This is a genomic window from Novosphingopyxis baekryungensis DSM 16222, assembly GCF_000420305.1.
Classification (GTDB): domain Bacteria; phylum Pseudomonadota; class Alphaproteobacteria; order Sphingomonadales; family Sphingomonadaceae; genus Novosphingopyxis; species Novosphingopyxis baekryungensis.
In genome coordinates this window covers 93,290-108,904 of sequence record NZ_ATUR01000002.1, presented here as the reverse complement: position 1 = coordinate 108,904, position 15,615 = coordinate 93,290, and the positions used below count along the sequence as shown (strand labels likewise).

At 64.7% G+C, this 15,615-nt stretch carries 16 protein-coding genes; 8 read left to right on the top strand and 8 right to left on the bottom strand.

What is annotated here, in order from left to right:
- Nucleotides 1-113: 113 nt before the first annotated feature.
- Entirely contained in the window at nucleotides 114-1,487 is a 1,374-nt protein-coding gene (locus G410_RS0100590; protein WP_022671714.1) for a putative O-glycosylation ligase, exosortase A system-associated, read from the bottom strand.
- Nucleotides 1,488-1,496: 9 nt separating this feature from the next.
- The gene (locus G410_RS15055; protein ID WP_022671713.1) at nucleotides 1,497-1,679 is read right to left on the bottom strand and encodes a hypothetical protein; all 183 of its coding nucleotides are present in this window, start codon (nucleotides 1,677-1,679) and stop codon (nucleotides 1,497-1,499) included.
- A gap of 94 nt (nucleotides 1,680-1,773) precedes the next feature.
- Between G410_RS15055 and G410_RS0100580 the strand changes: the two genes are divergently transcribed.
- Entirely contained in the window at nucleotides 1,774-3,024 is a 1,251-nt protein-coding gene (locus G410_RS0100580) for a TIGR04063 family PEP-CTERM/XrtA system glycosyltransferase (RefSeq protein ID WP_022671712.1), read from the top strand.
- A 22-nt stretch (nucleotides 3,025-3,046) separates the two neighbouring features.
- Entirely contained in the window at nucleotides 3,047-4,327 is a 1,281-nt protein-coding gene (locus G410_RS17215; protein WP_022671711.1) for a hypothetical protein, read from the top strand.
- A 7-nt stretch (nucleotides 4,328-4,334) separates the two neighbouring features.
- Here the strand turns inward: G410_RS17215 and G410_RS0100570 are convergent, their stop codons facing one another.
- Both G410_RS0100570 and G410_RS0100565 read right to left on the bottom strand, forming a co-directional pair.
- Nucleotides 4,335-4,646, bottom strand: coding sequence for a hypothetical protein (locus G410_RS0100570; RefSeq protein ID WP_156851808.1), 312 nt, complete (start codon nucleotides 4,644-4,646; stop codon nucleotides 4,335-4,337).
- Nucleotides 4,633-4,779, bottom strand: a complete 147-nt coding sequence (locus G410_RS0100565; protein WP_342662445.1) for a hypothetical protein — start codon at nucleotides 4,777-4,779, stop codon at nucleotides 4,633-4,635. The genes G410_RS0100570 and G410_RS0100565 overlap by 14 nt, the downstream gene beginning before the upstream one ends.
- Nucleotides 4,780-4,918: 139 nt before the next feature.
- Here G410_RS0100565 and G410_RS0100560 point away from each other — a divergent pair, with 139 nt between their 5' ends.
- Together G410_RS0100560 and G410_RS0100555 are read left to right on the top strand one after the other, a co-directional pair.
- Nucleotides 4,919-5,566, top strand: a complete 648-nt coding sequence (locus tag G410_RS0100560) for a S24 family peptidase (RefSeq protein WP_022671708.1) — start codon at nucleotides 4,919-4,921, stop codon at nucleotides 5,564-5,566.
- A 65-nt stretch (nucleotides 5,567-5,631) separates the two neighbouring features.
- The gene (locus G410_RS0100555) at nucleotides 5,632-6,315 is read left to right on the top strand and encodes an MBL fold metallo-hydrolase (protein ID WP_022671707.1); all 684 of its coding nucleotides are present in this window, start codon (nucleotides 5,632-5,634) and stop codon (nucleotides 6,313-6,315) included.
- Between the two features lie 98 nt (nucleotides 6,316-6,413).
- Here the strand turns inward: G410_RS0100555 and G410_RS0100550 are convergent, their stop codons facing one another.
- On the bottom strand, nucleotides 6,414-6,806 hold the full coding sequence (locus tag G410_RS0100550) for a DUF805 domain-containing protein (protein WP_022671706.1): 393 nt from the start codon (nucleotides 6,804-6,806) through the stop codon (nucleotides 6,414-6,416).
- Nucleotides 6,807-7,026: 220 nt separating this feature from the next.
- On the opposite strand from G410_RS0100550, the gene G410_RS0100545 reads away from it, so the two are divergent.
- The 3 genes from G410_RS0100545 to G410_RS0100535 all read left to right on the top strand — a co-directional run bounded on the left by G410_RS0100545 (nucleotide 7,027) and on the right by G410_RS0100535 (nucleotide 9,920).
- Nucleotides 7,027-7,647: a PilZ domain-containing protein gene (locus G410_RS0100545; protein WP_022671705.1), complete on the top strand. Its 621-nt coding sequence runs from the start codon at nucleotides 7,027-7,029 to the stop codon at nucleotides 7,645-7,647.
- Between the two features lie 50 nt (nucleotides 7,648-7,697).
- Complete coding sequence (locus G410_RS15045) at nucleotides 7,698-9,044, top strand: M28 family metallopeptidase (protein WP_051137182.1); 1,347 nt, start codon at nucleotides 7,698-7,700, stop codon at nucleotides 9,042-9,044.
- A 120-nt stretch (nucleotides 9,045-9,164) separates the two neighbouring features.
- Nucleotides 9,165-9,920: a TSUP family transporter gene (locus tag G410_RS0100535; RefSeq protein ID WP_022671703.1), complete on the top strand. Its 756-nt coding sequence runs from the start codon at nucleotides 9,165-9,167 to the stop codon at nucleotides 9,918-9,920.
- Nucleotides 9,921-9,993: 73 nt separating this feature from the next.
- On the opposite strand, the gene G410_RS0100530 is transcribed toward G410_RS0100535, so the two are convergent.
- The 3 genes from G410_RS0100530 to G410_RS0100520 all read right to left on the bottom strand — a co-directional run bounded on the left by G410_RS0100530 (nucleotide 9,994) and on the right by G410_RS0100520 (nucleotide 13,598).
- Entirely contained in the window at nucleotides 9,994-11,319 is a 1,326-nt protein-coding gene (locus G410_RS0100530; RefSeq protein ID WP_022671702.1) for an FAD-dependent oxidoreductase, read from the bottom strand.
- Nucleotides 11,320-11,403: 84 nt separating this feature from the next.
- The gene (locus tag G410_RS0100525) at nucleotides 11,404-12,960 is read right to left on the bottom strand and encodes an amino acid permease (RefSeq protein WP_022671701.1); all 1,557 of its coding nucleotides are present in this window, start codon (nucleotides 12,958-12,960) and stop codon (nucleotides 11,404-11,406) included.
- Between the two features lie 125 nt (nucleotides 12,961-13,085).
- The gene (locus G410_RS0100520) at nucleotides 13,086-13,598 is read right to left on the bottom strand and encodes a hypothetical protein (RefSeq protein ID WP_156851807.1); all 513 of its coding nucleotides are present in this window, start codon (nucleotides 13,596-13,598) and stop codon (nucleotides 13,086-13,088) included.
- Nucleotides 13,599-13,701: 103 nt separating this feature from the next.
- On the opposite strand from G410_RS0100520, the gene lepA reads away from it, so the two are divergent.
- Nucleotides 13,702-15,504, top strand: a complete 1,803-nt coding sequence (gene lepA / locus G410_RS0100515) for a translation elongation factor 4 (protein ID WP_022671699.1) — start codon at nucleotides 13,702-13,704, stop codon at nucleotides 15,502-15,504.
- Nucleotides 15,505-15,615 lie beyond the last annotated feature (111 nt).

Here is a 15,615-nt window from a genome sequence, read left to right as displayed (position 1 = left end):
CATGCCGGCAGCGCCCATGCGCCGCCGCGCGGCAGATAGGGATTGGCGGCTGCGTTGTCCAACGCAGTGCCGGTGCCGGGCGGATGCACAGCCCGCTGCGGGCCGGTAACCCGTCAGCCGGCCTTGGCCTTCAGCTGCGCGGCAATCGACACGAACCCCTCCTCCTTGCGCCGCCTGGCGAGATAGGTGTCCAGCCCGATCTGCATGGCGATGAGCATGTAGACGAAGGGCTGGAAGGCGATGCCGACGAACAGCGATCCGGTGAGATAGACGATCTGCGCATTCTGCAGCGCCTGCGCCAGCGGAGTGATCCATTGCTGATCGGCCTTCTGGCTGTCCTTGTAGCGGCGGCGCAGCAGCTCCATCCGCCAGACCCCGCCGACATGGATGATGAGCCAGAGCAGCAGGCCGAAAAAGCCCTGCTCTCCCAGCATCTCGAAATAGCTGGAATGATAGGCGCGCCCGGCATCCACCACCTCCTGCACCTCCGTCCCGCCGGTGGCGATGCCGTTGCTGTCCACCGCCGGCATTTCATAGCGCAGCGTATTCTGGCGATAGGCCTCGAACCCGCCGCCGCCGGGATGCGATTTCACATAGTCCAGCGTCCATCCCCAGACCGCGAGGCGGGTGGAGGCGGACTCGTCCTCTTCGTAATTCTGGATGGTGCCCATCCGCTCGCTGAACGCGCTTGGCAGGAAGGGGATGGCCGCCAGCGCCAGAAACATCGCGCCGAACGCATAGAGCATCTTATAGCGCGAAAAGCGCAGGGAAAGGATGAACAGCACCACCAGACAGACCAGCCCGGTGCGCGCCTGCGTACCGATCGGCACCAGAATGGCCGCCCCGGTCAGGCCGATGGCGAACAGCTTGAGCGGCAGACGCCAGCGTTCGTCACGGGCCGGAAAGATGGTGCCGTGATTGGCCAGCCACCAGACCAGCGGAATGACCGCGATCGACACGCAGCTGATGATCGATCCTTCATACAGGCCGCTATTGTCATCCACCAGGATCACCAGCGCCCCGTACCCGCCGCCGGACAGCAGCGTCTTCAGCCCCCCATTGACCACCAGCGCCGCTAGCGAAAGCACCATGGTCAGCGCCAGCGCCTCGATCCGCAGCTTCGTTCGCAAGGTGAGCGGCAGGAAGATGGCGAAGACCAGCGCCTTCCACACCCAATCCCATTTGGAGGCGGCCTCCACCGGCACATCGGCGGTGATCGTGGTGTATCCGGCATAGGCCAGCAGCACGAGCATGCAGATCTGCCGGCCGGACACGCGGGCGTCGATCTTGTTCCGGTCCAGCAGGAAGCCGAACAGCGCCAGCGCAAAGACGATGAGGGAGATCGGGATGCTGTTGAGCAGATAATAGCTCAGCCGCTGCGGCGCGACGATATCGATATAGGCATAGGTCAGCGTGAACAGGAACGGCTTGCGCAGGCCGAACAGCAGGAACAGCCCCAGAAAGCCGAGAAGATAGAGATCGCGCATCCGGCCCGCTCAGCGCCTGCCGCTATCGGCAGACGCGCCGGGGTCTTTCGGACCAGGCCCATCGCCCAGGCCAAGCTGCTCCGCCATGGCCTTGCGCGGCTGTTCGATGTCCAGATCCGGCCGATGCAACAAACGCCAATAGGCCAGCAACAGCAGGCCGTGACTGAGCAATATGGAAAAATGGTCGATCATAGCGCGCTGGGCTGCCCGGCTTTGTAATAGAATGAAGGCTCTACGTGCCTTAGGTTGACGGCCCGTTAAGCCTTTTACGACAGGGTATCATGCCATGGCCCGCATCCTCCATGTCCTAGACCATAGCCTGCCGCTGCACAGCGGCTACAGCTTCCGCACGCGCGCGATCATGAAGGCGCAGGAGCGGTCCGGATGGGAGGTGGCCGGGCTGACCGGTCTGCGCCAGTCCACCGGCACCGGCCAATATGATCCGGACGCCTCGGCAGGGCTGGACGCCCGGGAGCATGAGGGCCTGCGCTTCTTCCGCACGCCCGGACGCAGCGCCATGCCCTCTCCGCTGCGCGAATTTCGCGAGATTTCCATGCTGGCCGATCGCATCGTGGCGCTGCACCGAAGCTGGCCGTTCGATCTTCTCCACGCCCATTCGCCGATGATGGACGGCATGGCCGCGCAGCGCGCCGCCGTGCAGCTTGGCGTGCCGCTGGTCTATGAAATCCGCGCCTTCTGGGAAGACGCCGCCGTTGGCAACGGTACGGGCCGTGAGGGCAGCGCCAAATATCGCGTCACCCGTGCGCTGGAATCGCGCGTGGTACGGCAGGCCGATGCCGTGACCGTGATCTGCGACGGCCTGAAACAGGATCTGATCCGGCGCGGCGTTCCGCCGGGCAAGATCGTGGTCTCCCCCAATGGTGTGGACCTGGATCTGTTCGGCGCGCCGCCGCCGCGCGACGACGCGCTGGCCAGCGCGCTCAATCTGGACGATGGCCCGGTGATCGGATTTATCGGCAGCTTCTACGATTATGAGGGGCTCGACATCGCCATCGCGGCGATGGACAGCCTGCGCCAGCGCCATCCCCGCGCGCAGTTGCTGCTGGTCGGCGGCGGCCCGTGCGAGGCTGCGCTGCGGTCTCAGGCCGGACAGACCGCCTCGGCCGACGCGATCCATTTCGCCGGGCGCGTGCCGCATGAGGCGGTGGAGCGCTATTACAGCCTGATCGACATCCTGGTTTATCCGCGCAAGGCCATGCGGCTGACCGAGCTGGTGACCCCGCTCAAACCGCTGGAGGCCATGGCCCAGCGCCGCCTGGTCGCCGCATCCGATGTGGGCGGCCACCGCGAACTGATTGCCGATGGAAAGACCGGCACCCTGTTCACGCCCGACGATCCGCTGGCATTGGCGGAGGCGGTGGGCGCTATGCTGGACGATCGGCACGGCTGGGAAGCCCGGCGCGACACGGCACAGGCCTTCGTCCGGCAGGAACGCGACTGGGCGAGCAACGTTCTTCGTTACGATCCCGTTTACCATTCCTTGCTAGATGGTGCGGTGGACGAACGCGCCGCATAGGCGCGCCCTCGCAGGAGCAGGCATGCATATCGACAAGCGAATTCAGCCCATCATTCTGGCCCTGCTGGCCGGAACCGTGGCTGCATGCGCGACGCTGCTCATCCCGATCGGCGTGATCGAGAATTTCACCGCGTCCAGCGGATTGTCCGAAATGATAGCGCAAGCCGCCCCGCCGCTCGGCATGACCGCAAGGCTGGCCCTGGCCTTTGCCGCCGCCGTTCTGGCGGCGGGCATCGTGCTGGCCGTTCGCGGTCAGCAGGAGCCTTCGCGCACTGATTCCAAGGAGTTGATCACCATGCAAGACCATGCCGCCACCGAGCGCCGTTTGCCGCCCGCTGCGGTCCGGCCCATCGACGCGTCGGACAGCCAGGCGAATATGGCGTCCGGGCCGGGCTGGTTTGCCAAGGTAAAAAGCAGGCTCGATGCGCTGGCTGGCCGGGAAACGGAGGAGGCCGCGCCAACCACCAGCGTGCGGGCGACCGAGGATGTGCCCAGGCTCAATCGGTTCGACCGCCACCCTGATGCGCCGCCACGTCGGCCGATTTCAGCCAGTGCGGATTTCGCGGACATGGAAGATACCTTTGGCACCCGCGCCGCCGCGCCTGCCCCCACCGAAGCGGACACGCCATCCACCGGCACCGCAGCGGACCATCCGTCCGAGCCCGCCCCGACGGACGCCCCCCGTGCCGTGCCGATGGCGGCCAAGGCTGCAGAGGTGGACAATTGGCGGCCACTTTCCAGCCCATCCCCACAAGCATCACCTCCGCAAATGGATGCCGGCGACAGCGTTCCGCCGACACGGCCCGTATCTTCGGATCGCGAGCAGGACCGGCTTGCTGCGCAGGACCATGGCGATCGGGCAGCGGATCAGGGCATGCCCTATGCCGATCTCGATCTGAATGCGCTGATCGACCGGCTCGAACGGCGGCTTCTGCAAAGTGCCAAAACCGCCGCGACCGACAGCGCGCGTGCCGAATCGGAACCGGCGCCTGTCGACGCCGTGACGCCTGCGCAAACGACGCAGCCCCCTGAACCGGCAGCACCATCTGCGGCGCAGTGCAGCGACGGCGGAGCATCCGAACCACCATCTCCAGGGCCACGCATGGCCGCAGCGCCGTCAGGAAAAAGCGCGCCCTTTCCCGAATCCCGACAGACGGTGCGTCCGGCTTTCGCGTCTGAAGTGGACAGCAAGGCTCCGGCCCCCTCGAAGACGCCAGACCGGAACGGCCCCTCCGACGATATGGACGAGGCGCTGCGCGCCGCCCTGGAGACATTGGAGCGCCTGAGCCAACGCAGCGCCTGAGGAGCGATCAGGCGTTCCGGATCAGCAGCGCCTCTATATCGATCATGCGCGCCTTGCCGGCGGCCTGCACATCGGCGACCAGATATTTCGCCACGCCATAATCGGCCTGCTCCAGGCGAAGACATATGGCGCGCAGATCTTCGGGTGCGGGCTCTTCGGTCAGTTCCAGCTGCACGGCCAGCCGCAAGCCATCGAACGTGGCACTGGCCCAGGGGCGCTGCCCCGCCCAGCGGATCACGCATGGCTGGCCCACGATATCCACCATGTGACGGACCACCCGGCCCGCGCCGCGGCACAGCAAGGCGTCATGCGGCATCATGATGCTCCCGGAAATGTTCGATAAAGGCGATGACGCGGTCTGCGGTGCGCGAGCGCGGCTCCCGTCCATTGCGCAGATCGTGCACAAAGCGCGGATCGTTCACCGCCAGACGGCCGAATCTGGTCGCCGGCATATCCGCCTCCCGCAAGAACCGTTCCACTGTCCGTCCTAGATGCATGGCCTTCGCTCCCCGTCCGCCGAATCAATGTTCCTTCTTTGTTCCTTTCCAAATCCTACTTGTCTAGGAATTTTCCTATCTCTATGCTGGCCTGATGGATGGAACCGGACAACGCCGCGCGCTGGAGCGCCTCATCATCGATCATGGTGGGGACTATGCCGGTCTGTCACGACTGCTGGGAAAGAATCCTGCGTATATTCAGCAGTTTATCAAGCGCGGAAGCCCGCGGCGCCTGGCCGAAGAGGACTGCCGGACCATTGCCCAGTTTTTCGGCGTGGCCGCGTCCACATTGGGCATTCCCGCGCAGGATAGGAATTCGGCAGGAACCGGCGGCCTGATTCGGCTGGACCGGCTGCAAGCCGAAGCGTCCGCCGGCGGCGGTGCCTTTGCGCAGGGCGATGCGGCCAGCGGCGGCATCGCCTTCGATGCAGCCTGGCTGCGCTCTATCGGGGCCAGTCCGGATACGCACAAGCTGATCGCGGTGCTGGGTGAGAGCATGGAGCCCACCCTGTCGCATGGCGACCAGATCATGGTCGACAGCGCCGCCGCGCAGCGCCCCTTCCGCGAGGGGATTCACGTCATCCGCATGGATGGCACGCTGATGGTCAAACGGCTGGCTCTGGCGCCCGGCGGGCTGCTGTCCATATTGTCGGACAATGCGGCCTATCCCAGCTATGACAGCGTGCCATGGGCGGATGTGGAGGTGATCGGCCGCGTGGTCTGGGCGGGCCGGCGCTTCTGATCCCCCGCCCGCCCCGATCGCCAACGGGCTTGCATCATGCCCCCGGCCCGGCCAGATTTGCAGCCATGCCCAATGTCACCTCCAGCACCGCCCAGCCGACACCGCCGCTCAAGGCCGCGATGATCCCCGTCACGCCGCTGCAGCAGAACTGTTCGCTGATCTGGTGCACCGCCACGGGCAAGGCCGCGCTGGTCGACCCAGGCGGCGATCTGGACAAGCTGAAGGATGCGGTGAAGCAGACCGGGGTGCAGCTGGAAAAGATCCTCATCACCCATGGCCATGCCGATCATTGCGGCGAGGCAGGCAAGCTGGCGAAAGAACTGGGCCTGCCGATCGAAGGGCCGCACAAGGCGGACCTGTTCTGGATCGACCGGCTGGGCGATGACGGCGCGCGCTTCGGGCTGGACAGCGCCCCGTTCGAGCCCGATCGCTGGCTGGACGATGGCGACCGGGTGACCGTCGGCAATCTCACGCTGGACGTCTATCACTGCCCTGGCCACACGCCCGGCCATGTCGTCTTCCATCACCGCGAATCGAAGCTGGCCATTGTCGGCGACGTTCTCTTCGAAGGGTCGATCGGGCGCACCGATTTTCCGATGGGCAATCATCAGGACCTGATCGACGCGATCACGCAGAAGCTATGGCCGCTGGGCGATGACACCACCTTCATCCCCGGCCATGGCCGGGCCAGCAATTTCGGGCGCGAACGCCAGAGCAATCCCTTCGTCGGCGATGCTGCCCTAGCCTGAACTTAAAAGCCCTGAGCTGAAAAGCCCTGAACCGGCGAGACCCGCCAGTGCCGCCTATTGCGCGCCCATGGGTGTGACAGATGTTGAAGCGACGGGCGTCATCGGAAGGTTTCGGTCAGTGCGTCCTCGCCCAGCGCCTTAGGGTCTGGCCCATAGCGGTTTTTGCCAGCCGTGCCGGGCAGGAGCATCATGATCAGCACGATAAAGCCGCCGATATAGGGGATCAGGTTAAGCAGGACGAACCAGCCCGATTTGTCCTGATCGTGGAAACGGCGCACCTGCACCGCCAGCGATGGAATGATGATAACCAGCCCCCCCAGCAGCGCAACAAGGCCGAAGGCGGTGCCTAAGCCCTCTGCGCTGACGACCATCATGGCACCCAGCAGCACCGTGGCGATGGCAATAAACAGCGTGAACATCCAATATTCCTTGCGGCGCGAACGACCGCGAAAATCGGCGTACCGCTTAAACGGCAAGATCATCCATTCCATCGCGCTCTCCTGATATAGCTGGCCATTATATACGGCTCTGAACTGCCGAGCCTGACAACTTTTCTACCGTCTGTGGTATCGCGCAGCAACTCTGTCGCCACGTCCTGCGACGCAAAAAGCAACGCCGCGCTGGCAATTAACGGCTTGGCCTGCCCGCTTTGCATCATTTCTTAACATTTCTGTGGTTAGTAGCAGGCGTGGCGAAAAACAAAGATACCGCATGACCCAGGCTGCACATGGCACGTTGATCGAGCAGGAGAATGGCGATGACCGCCGTTCGAATGAGCGGCACCGCGTCATTTTTCGGACCGCCAAATTGCTGCTTCCCGATCATGACTGTTTTTGCATCATGCGGGATTTCTCCAGCACCGGCATGAAATTACAGGTCTTCGGCCCGATGGAAGGTATCGACATCGTCGATATCGAATTTCTGGGCGGGCGCACCATGCGCATGCACAAGCGCTGGTCGCGCGGCGATCATTGCGGGTTCGAATTCGAACAGCCGATCGACACCGCCACGCTGATTGCCTTGCCGGACAGCCACCACAAGCGGCGGCCACAGCGCCTGCGCATCAATCTGCCGGCGGCGATCGATGTGAATGGCGACATCCGCCAGGTGCATCTGATCGACATTTCGCTGGCCGGTGCCAGCATCGAGGTCCAGACCAAATTGAAACAGGGCAGCGAGCTGCGGATCGCCATCGACGGCTTCGGCCGCAAGAAGGCTCTGGTGCGCTGGTGGCGAGAGGGCTTTGCCGGGGTGCAGTTCCTGGCGCCCATCCCGTTCAACGATCTGGCGGTCTGGTCCGCCCGCCTGCCGGATGACGAATATCTGCCCTGATCCCGGCAACGGTCTTTTGAAGCGGGCCTGACTGCGCTATCCCCTTGGCCATGAAACATATCCTCCTGGCCCCCGCCCTTCTTCTGTCCACCGCCGTCGCAGCGCAGACGCCGGCCGATCATGCCGCGCCCGATCCGCAGCGACTACGCGACAATGTGCAGACGCTGGTCGATTTCGGCACCCGGCACACCTTGTCCTCCGCCACCGATCCTGAACGCGGCATCGGTGCCGCCCGCGCCTTTGCGGCGGACCGTTTCCGCACGATCTCGAAGGATTGCGGCGGCTGCATCACGGTCGAGACGATCGGCGAGACGGTGACCGGCGATCGTATTCCGCAGGGCGTGCGCGTGGAAGATGTGCTCGGCATCCAGCGCGGAACGGGCGATCCGGACCGCGTCATCATCGTGCAGGGGCATATCGACAGCCGGGTGAGCGATGTGATGGACGCAAGCTCCGATGCGCCGGGCGCGAACGACGATGCCTCCGGCGTCGCGCTGGTGCTCGAAGCGGCACGGCTGCTCTCCAGGGAACGGTTCGACGCGACCATCATCTATGCCGCGCTCTCCGGCGAGGAGCAGGGCCTGTTCGGCGGCGAGCTGCTGGCCAAGACGGCGGCGCAGCGCGGCTGGACGGTCAGCGCCGTGCTCAACAATGATGTGGTCGGCAACAGCAACGGCATTGGCGGGCAGCATGTCGCCGATCAGGTGCGCGTGTTCAGCGAAGGCCTGCGCACCGTGGCCGATGCCGAAGCCGCCGCCACGCAGCGCGCCATCGGCGGGGAGGATGACAGCCCGTCCCGCGCCCTGGCCAAGGCCATCGACCGCGTGGCCTCTGCCGCGCCCGGACGGCTCGAAGTGCTCGCCATCCGCCGCCCCGACCGCTTTCGCCGCGGCGGCGACCACACCCCCTTCCTGAAGCGCGGCTATCCCGCCATCCGCTTCTCCGAAGTGGTCGAGCATTATGACTATCAGCATCAGGACCTGCGCACCGAAGACGGCCGCGTCTATGGCGATACCATCGACAAGATGGACTTCGACTATCTGGCCCGCGTCACCGCGCTCAACATGGACGTGATCCGTGAACTCGCCGCCGCGCCCGCCGCCCCCGCCAGCGTGGACATAGAAGGCGCGGTGAGCGCAGACACCACGGTCAGCTGGGCGCCCGTCAAGAACGCCGCCGGATACCGCGTCCACTGGCGCCGCGCCGACCAGATGGACTGGACCGACGCCCGCAACATCCCCGCCGATCAAACGCAAGCCGTGCTGGAAGGCGTGATCATCGACAACAATCTGTTCGGCGTCTCGGCGCTGTCCGCCGATGGCGCGCAAAGCGTGGTGACCTTTGCCGGCATGCCCGGCGGTTCCGGTGCGACGGGCGTGGCAGCCGAGGCGGAGTGATCACGACGCGCCGCTATTCTGGAATGGCTATCTCCGCGTCCAATTTCTGACGTTGCGAACCCCGACATCGCAGCCTAATGGGCCGCGATGGAATTGCCATTCGACGTCATAGCGCTCCTCATGGCCGTCGCATTCCTGGCGGGGTTCGTGGACGCCATAGCGGGTGGCGGCGGACTGCTCACCTTGCCCGCCTTGCTGGCAGCCGGAGTCCCACCTGCGGCGGCCATCGGGACCAACAAGCTGCAAGCCACGTTCGGCGTCGCGACAGCCGTGGCGACCTTCGCCCGTCGCGGCAGGATCGATCTCGGGCGTTTCGCTGGACCGGCCGTTTCGGCCTTTATCGGGTCTGCTGCCGGCGCGTTCGTGTTGACCCGCATCGACCCGGAGTTTCTTGCCGGTTTCATCCCCATTCTGCTTATTGCGATGGCCATCTACTATCTGCTGAAGCCCAATCTGAGTGACGAAGACCGCCATGTGCGGGCGCGGCCCTTTCTCCTGCTCGTGCTGGCTGCTGTCATCGGAGCCTATGATGGCTTCTTCGGCCCCGGCACGGGCTCCTTCTACACCACCCTTCTTATCGCGGTCTTCGGCCTCGGCACCGTCAACGCCATTGCGCACACGAAGCTGCTGAACTTCTCCAGCAACCTTTCGAGCGTCATCGTCCTGTTGCTGGCGGGCGAGGTCCTGATCGCGACCGGCCTCGCCATGGCCGTTGCAAGTATCGCAGGTGCCTATCTCGGCGCGCACAGCACCATGCGATTTGGCACACGCGCCGTGCGGCCCCTTCTGATCATCATGTGTCTTGCGCTCACCGCCAAGCTGTTGGCCGATCCGGCGAACCCCCTAACAGCGACGGCATTGGCCTTTTTCGGCTGAGCGGGGTCCGCCTCGCGCCCCGGTTCCAGACATCGCGCATCGGTCCATCGTCGATCGTCGAACTGCTGTCGGATTAATCCCCCCGCAGCCCGATCATATCTTCCACGTTCACGAATTTCTCGCGCGGGTGGCCGCTGGTGGCGCGGGCGATCTCGGCTTCGTCGATCTTCTGCCAGTCGGCAAAGGTGACGAGGTCCACGCCGCGCGTCTCCAGCAGCGCATCCAGACCGGCGCGTCCGGCCTTGCCGCTGCCCGCCCCCATATCCTCGGCCCCGATATCCTCGAATATGCGCTCGACCAGCTCATAGCCGTCGGGGCGGTTGGTGCCGATGGTGCCGGTCGGCCCGCGCCGGGCCCAGCCGACGCAATAAAGCCCCGGCAGGATGCGGCCTTGCTCATTGGCGAAGCGCCCGCGCCCCTGTTCATAGGGCACGCCCTCGATCGGCGGGGTGCGATAGCCGATGCAGCTGACCACCAGCGCGGCGGGGATGTCATAGGTTTCTCCGGTGCCGACGCTGCGGTTGTCCGCGTCCAGCCGCGTGCGCTCCACGCGCACCGCCTCCACCCGGCCCTCGCCCGTTATTTCCACCGGAGAGGCGAAGAAATCGAAATCGATCGAAACCTTCTTGGTCGCCCGGTGCGCCTCCGGAATGACGGCATATTCGCGCAGCAGCGTCACCGATTTGCGCATGCCCGGCTCCAGCTGCGCATCGGCGGCCTCCTTCGGCAGATCGGCCGGGTCGACGCGCGGGCTGGCCGCTTCCAGCCGTCCCAGTTCGCCCAACTCCTTGGGCGTCATGGCAATCTGATGCGGGCCGCGGCGGCCCAATATGGTGATGCGGCGCGTGTTCGCTTGCTCCAGCGCGGCGAGCGCATGGCCGACGATATCGCTGTCATCGAATTCGGCCACCGTCTTGGACAGGATCCGCGCCACGTCGAGCGCGACATTGCCATTGCCCACGATCACGACATCGCGCCCGTCCAGCGGTGGATCCAGATCGGCGAAATCGGGGTGGCCATTATACCAGCCAACAAAGGCCGCGCTGCCATAGACGCCCGCCAGATCGCTGCCCGGCAGGTCCAGCAACCGGTCGTGCGGCGCGCCGGTGGCCAGCACCACCGCATCGTACAACGCCTGCAGCTCGGCGATGGAGATGTCCTGCCCCACCGAGACATGGCCGCAGAAACGCACATTGTCGCTCAGCGCCACCTTCTCATAGCGGCGCGCCACCGCCTTGATCGACTGATGATCGGGCGCCACGCCGAAGCGGATCAGGCCGAAGGGCGTGGGCAGCCGGTCGATGATATCGATGCGCACGTCCTGCCCGAACGCCTTTTGCGCGGCCTCCGCCGTATAATAGCCTGCCGGGCCGGACCCGATGATCGCGATGTGACGCATGCCGCTCTCCTTCGCCCGAAAGGCTAGCGACCCACCGGGGGAGGGCAAGCAAATCCTCCCCGGCGGCGGGGAGGATGTTCTGGCCTAGGCGTGCGGGGGAAGCGGCTCCGGCGGGGCATCCGCATCCAGCTCATGCACCTCGATAATGCCGAGCGCGACATTGCTCTTGCGGTAGCCATAGAGGAAATAGATCACCAGGCCGATGCCGCCCCATACCGGCAGCACCAGCATCGCCTCCAGCGGCAGGCTGACATAGAGCCCGACCGTGCCGATGATCGCCAGCGGCGCGACGATATAGACGAACGGCGTGCGGAACGGGCGGTGCCGATCCGGCTGGGTGCGGCGCAGGACCAGCACCGACAGCGCGACCATGAAAAAGGCGAACAGCGTGCCGGAATTGGAGATATCGGCCAGCTGCCCGACCGGCAGGAAGGCGGCGAAACCGGCCACCGCCACGCCGGTGATCATGGTGATGACATGCGGCGTCTTCCACTTGGGGTGGATCTTGGCCAGGCCTGTGGGCAGCAGACCGTCGCGCGCCATCACGAAGAATATGCGCGTCTGGCCGAACAGCATGATGAGGATGACGGACGGCAGCGCCACAAAGGCCGCGATGCCGATCATATTGCCCAGCGCCGGATGCCCCGCCTGCCGCAGCACAAAGGCCAGCGCTTCCTTGGAGCAGACCAGCGGCTCGCGCCCGGCGGCCAGCAGCGACTGGCATTGCGATGCGAATGCGGTGGAGCCGGGCTGCAGCAGCCCGCCACCCGGCGCCGCGATCGGCTGTGCACCGACGGCGCCGATCGCCCCGGCGGACACCAGCAGATAGAAGACGGTGCAGATGCCCAGCGCGCCGATCAGGCCGATCGGCACGTTGCGCTGCGGATTCTTGGTTTCCTCCGCCGCCGTGGAAACGGCATCGAAGCCGACATAGGCAAAGAAGATGGAGGCGGCGGCGCCCAGCGCGCCGAAACCGGTGCCAAGGCCCGGCCCGGTCCAGCCATTGGGCATGAACGGATCGAAATTCTGGCCCTTCATCATGGGCAGAGTGATGGCGATGAAAATGACGAGCGCGGTCACCTTGATCACCACCAGCACCGCGTTCACGCGCGCACTTTCCGTGGTGCCGATCATCAACAGGCCCGTCACCAGCAGCGCTATGACCATGGCCGGCAAATTGATGAACCCGCCCGGCGCGTAGAACCCTTGCGTCAGCGCCGGGGGCAGCACTATCCCGGCATTGGCCAGCAGCCCCACAAAATAGCCCGACCAGCCGACCGAGACGGCGCTGGCCGAGACCGCATATTCCAGGATCAGCGCAAAGCCGACCATCCAGGCCAGCAGCTCCCCCATCACGGCATAGGTATAGGTATAGGCGCTGCCCGCGACGGGCACCATCGAGGCCAGCTCGGAATAGCAGAGCGCCGCGACCGCGCAGACCAGCCCGGCGATGACGAAGCTCCACATCATGCCCGGCCCCGCCTTCTGCGCGGCCTCGCTGGTCAGCACGAAAATGCCGGTGCCGATGATGGCGCCCACGCCCAGCAGGGTCAGCTGCCAGGGACCAAGGGTGCGGGTAAGGGATTTCTTTTCCGCCGTGGCGAGAATCGCATCGAGCGGCTTTACGCGTCCGAAAATCATGAGAGCATCGACCTTATCTGGAACGCAGGCCCAACCCTCACGCCCGGCAAATAGCCGACCGAATCCATTATGCCGATTTTCAGCCTTGGCAATCGGGAAAATGCGCGGGCAACCGCGCGGGCGCGTCAGGTGCCCAGCGGCATGGGCATGTCCGGATTGCTACCCGCTAGCCATGCCTGCGCCTCGACGGGGGACAGGAACGCCTGCAGCCGGGGATGCAGCAGCGTCCGTCTGGCCTGCATCAGGCTGAGATGGCTGCCCACCACCACCGCCGCGCGGCCGGTGGTCAGCGGCATGCCGCGCTCCATGATCCCGGCCAGCAAAGCCGCCACATCCTGCGCCTGGACCGGGAATGCCGGCGATTCGACCAGGACGTCGAAGTCATCGCCATGCTGCTTCGCCTGGGCCACTGCAGCGGTCACCGCATCGGACAGGCGCTGCACGTCATCGGGCGTGAAATGGCCTTGCACGGACATGAGCACCCGATTGGCCGACTGGTCGTAATGCACTGCAAACATCGGCAGATCCCTGTATTTTTCCATACCCGGCGCGTCGTCCGGCACACCGCTTGTGAACAGCTTGCCACCTGCGCGCAAGCCGCACGTGCCAAGCTGTACCTGCCAAGCTGTACCTGCCAAGCTGTACCTGCCAAGCTGGACCTGCCAGGCCGATCTGCCAAGCTGCTTTGCGCGCCATTCGCCAGATGACAGCCGCGCCCGGCCCCGCTATCCGCTCAAGCCTATGACCGAGCTTTCAAAAATCCGTAACTTCTCCATCATCGCCCATATCGATCACGGGAAATCCACCCTCGCCGATCGGCTGATCCAGCACACCGGCGGGCTGACCGAGCGGGAGATGAGCGAGCAGGTGCTCGACAATATGGATATCGAGCGCGAGCGCGGCATCACCATCAAGGCGCAGACCGTGCGGCTGGATTATACCGCCAAGGATGGCGAGACCTATGAGCTGAACCTCATGGACACGCCCGGCCATGTCGACTTTGCGTATGAAGTCAGCCGCTCGCTGGCCGCGTGCGAGGGCGCGCTGCTGGTGGTGGACGCCGCGCAGGGTGTGGAGGCGCAGACGCTGGCCAATGTGTACCAGTCGATCGAGCATGATCATGAGATCGTGCCGGTCATCAACAAGATCGATCTGCCCGCCGCCGAGCCGGACAAGGTGCGCGCCGAGATTGAGGATATCGTCGGCATCCCGGCGGACAATGCGGTTCTCACCAGCGCCAAGTCCGGCATCGGGATCGAGGAAGTGCTGGAGGCCATCGTCACCCGCATCCCGCCGCCCGGCGGAGACCGCGATGCGCCGCTGAAGGCCCTGCTCGTGGACAGCTGGTACGATCCCTATCTGGGCGTCGTCATCCTGATCCGCGTGATCGACGGCGTGCTGAAAAAGGGCATGAACATCCGCTTCATGCAGCAGGGATCGCAGCATCTGGTGGACCGGGTGGGCTGCATGAAGCCCAAGATCACCCAGCTGCCCGAACTCGGCCCCGGCGAGATCGGTTTCATCACCGCGCAGATCAAGGAGGTGGCCGATACCGCCGTGGGCGACACCATCACCACCGTGAAGGGCGGCGCGGACAAGGCGCTGCCGGGCTTCAAGGAAGTGCAGTCGGTGGTGTTCTGCGGCCTGTTCCCCGTGGACGCTGCGGACTTCGAGAAGCTGCGCGAGAGCATCGGCCGCCTGCGCCTCAACGATGCCAGCTTCACCTTCGAGATGGAGACCAGCGCCGCGCTCGGCTTCGGCTTCCGCTGCGGTTTCCTCGGCCTGCTGCATCTGGAGATCATTCAGGAGCGCCTCACGCGCGAATATGATCTGGATCTCATCACCACCGCCCCGTCCGTGGTCTATCGCATGACGATGACCGACGGATCGGTGCAATATCTGCACAATCCGGCCGACTATCCCGATCCCGTCCATATCGATCATATGGAGGAGCCGTGGATCAAGGCGACCATCTACACGCCGGACGAATATCTCGGCTCCATCCTGAAGCTGTGCCAGGACCGGCGCGGCATCCAGACCGAGCTCACTTATGTGGGCGGCCGCGCGCAGGTGGGCTATGAACTGCCGCTCAACGAGGTGGTGTTCGATTTCTACGACCGGCTGAAAAGCATCAGCCGCGGCTATGCCAGCTTCGATTATGAGCAGATCGGCCTGCGCGAGGGCGACCTCGTCAAGATGAACATCCTGGTGAACAATGAACCGGTCGACGCGCTCGCCATGATCGTCCACCGCGGCGAGGCCGAGGCCCGTGGCCGCCAGCTATGCGAACGGCTGAAAGACCTCATCCCGCGCCATTTGTTCAAGATCCCGATCCAGGCCGCCATCGGCGCCAAGGTGATCGCCCGCGAGACGATCAGCGCCATGCGCAAGGACGTGACCGCCAAATGCTATGGCGGCGACATCAGCCGCAAGAAGAAGCTGCTGGAAAAGCAGAAAAAGGGCAAAGCCAAGATGCGCGAATATGGCAATGTCAGCATCCCGCAGGAAGCGTTTATCGCTGCGTTGCGGATGGGGGAGGAGTGAAAGACCAACCTGAGAGCACGACTACATCCACCTCCTCTTATGCAACACAAGTATGCATCAGACTCCATCGGAGGGCACGAACTCTTCGTCGATTTCCGCAGCCTTTGCAGC

Coding starts and splice junctions, on each gene's coding strand:
- G410_RS0100590 (WP_022671714.1), bottom strand. CDS start 1,487: ATGCGCGATCTCTATCTTCTCGGCTTTCTGGGGCTGTTCCTGCTGTTC.
- G410_RS15055 (WP_022671713.1), bottom strand. CDS start 1,679: ATGATCGACCATTTTTCCATATTGCTCAGTCACGGCCTGCTGTTGCTG.
- G410_RS0100580 (WP_022671712.1), top strand. CDS start 1,774: ATGGCCCGCATCCTCCATGTCCTAGACCATAGCCTGCCGCTGCACAGC.
- G410_RS17215 (WP_022671711.1), top strand. CDS start 3,047: ATGCATATCGACAAGCGAATTCAGCCCATCATTCTGGCCCTGCTGGCC.
- G410_RS0100570 (WP_156851808.1), bottom strand. CDS start 4,646: ATGATGCCGCATGACGCCTTGCTGTGCCGCGGCGCGGGCCGGGTGGTC.
- G410_RS0100565 (WP_342662445.1), bottom strand. CDS start 4,779: ATGCCGGCGACCAGATTCGGCCGTCTGGCGGTGAACGATCCGCGCTTT.
- G410_RS0100560 (WP_022671708.1), top strand. CDS start 4,919: ATGGATGGAACCGGACAACGCCGCGCGCTGGAGCGCCTCATCATCGAT.
- G410_RS0100555 (WP_022671707.1), top strand. CDS start 5,632: ATGCCCAATGTCACCTCCAGCACCGCCCAGCCGACACCGCCGCTCAAG.
- G410_RS0100550 (WP_022671706.1), bottom strand. CDS start 6,806: ATGGAATGGATGATCTTGCCGTTTAAGCGGTACGCCGATTTTCGCGGT.
- G410_RS0100545 (WP_022671705.1), top strand. CDS start 7,027: ATGACCCAGGCTGCACATGGCACGTTGATCGAGCAGGAGAATGGCGAT.
- G410_RS15045 (WP_051137182.1), top strand. CDS start 7,698: ATGAAACATATCCTCCTGGCCCCCGCCCTTCTTCTGTCCACCGCCGTC.
- G410_RS0100535 (WP_022671703.1), top strand. CDS start 9,165: ATGGCCGTCGCATTCCTGGCGGGGTTCGTGGACGCCATAGCGGGTGGC.
- G410_RS0100530 (WP_022671702.1), bottom strand. CDS start 11,319: ATGCGTCACATCGCGATCATCGGGTCCGGCCCGGCAGGCTATTATACG.
- G410_RS0100525 (WP_022671701.1), bottom strand. CDS start 12,960: ATGATTTTCGGACGCGTAAAGCCGCTCGATGCGATTCTCGCCACGGCG.
- lepA (WP_022671699.1), top strand. CDS start 13,702: ATGACCGAGCTTTCAAAAATCCGTAACTTCTCCATCATCGCCCATATC.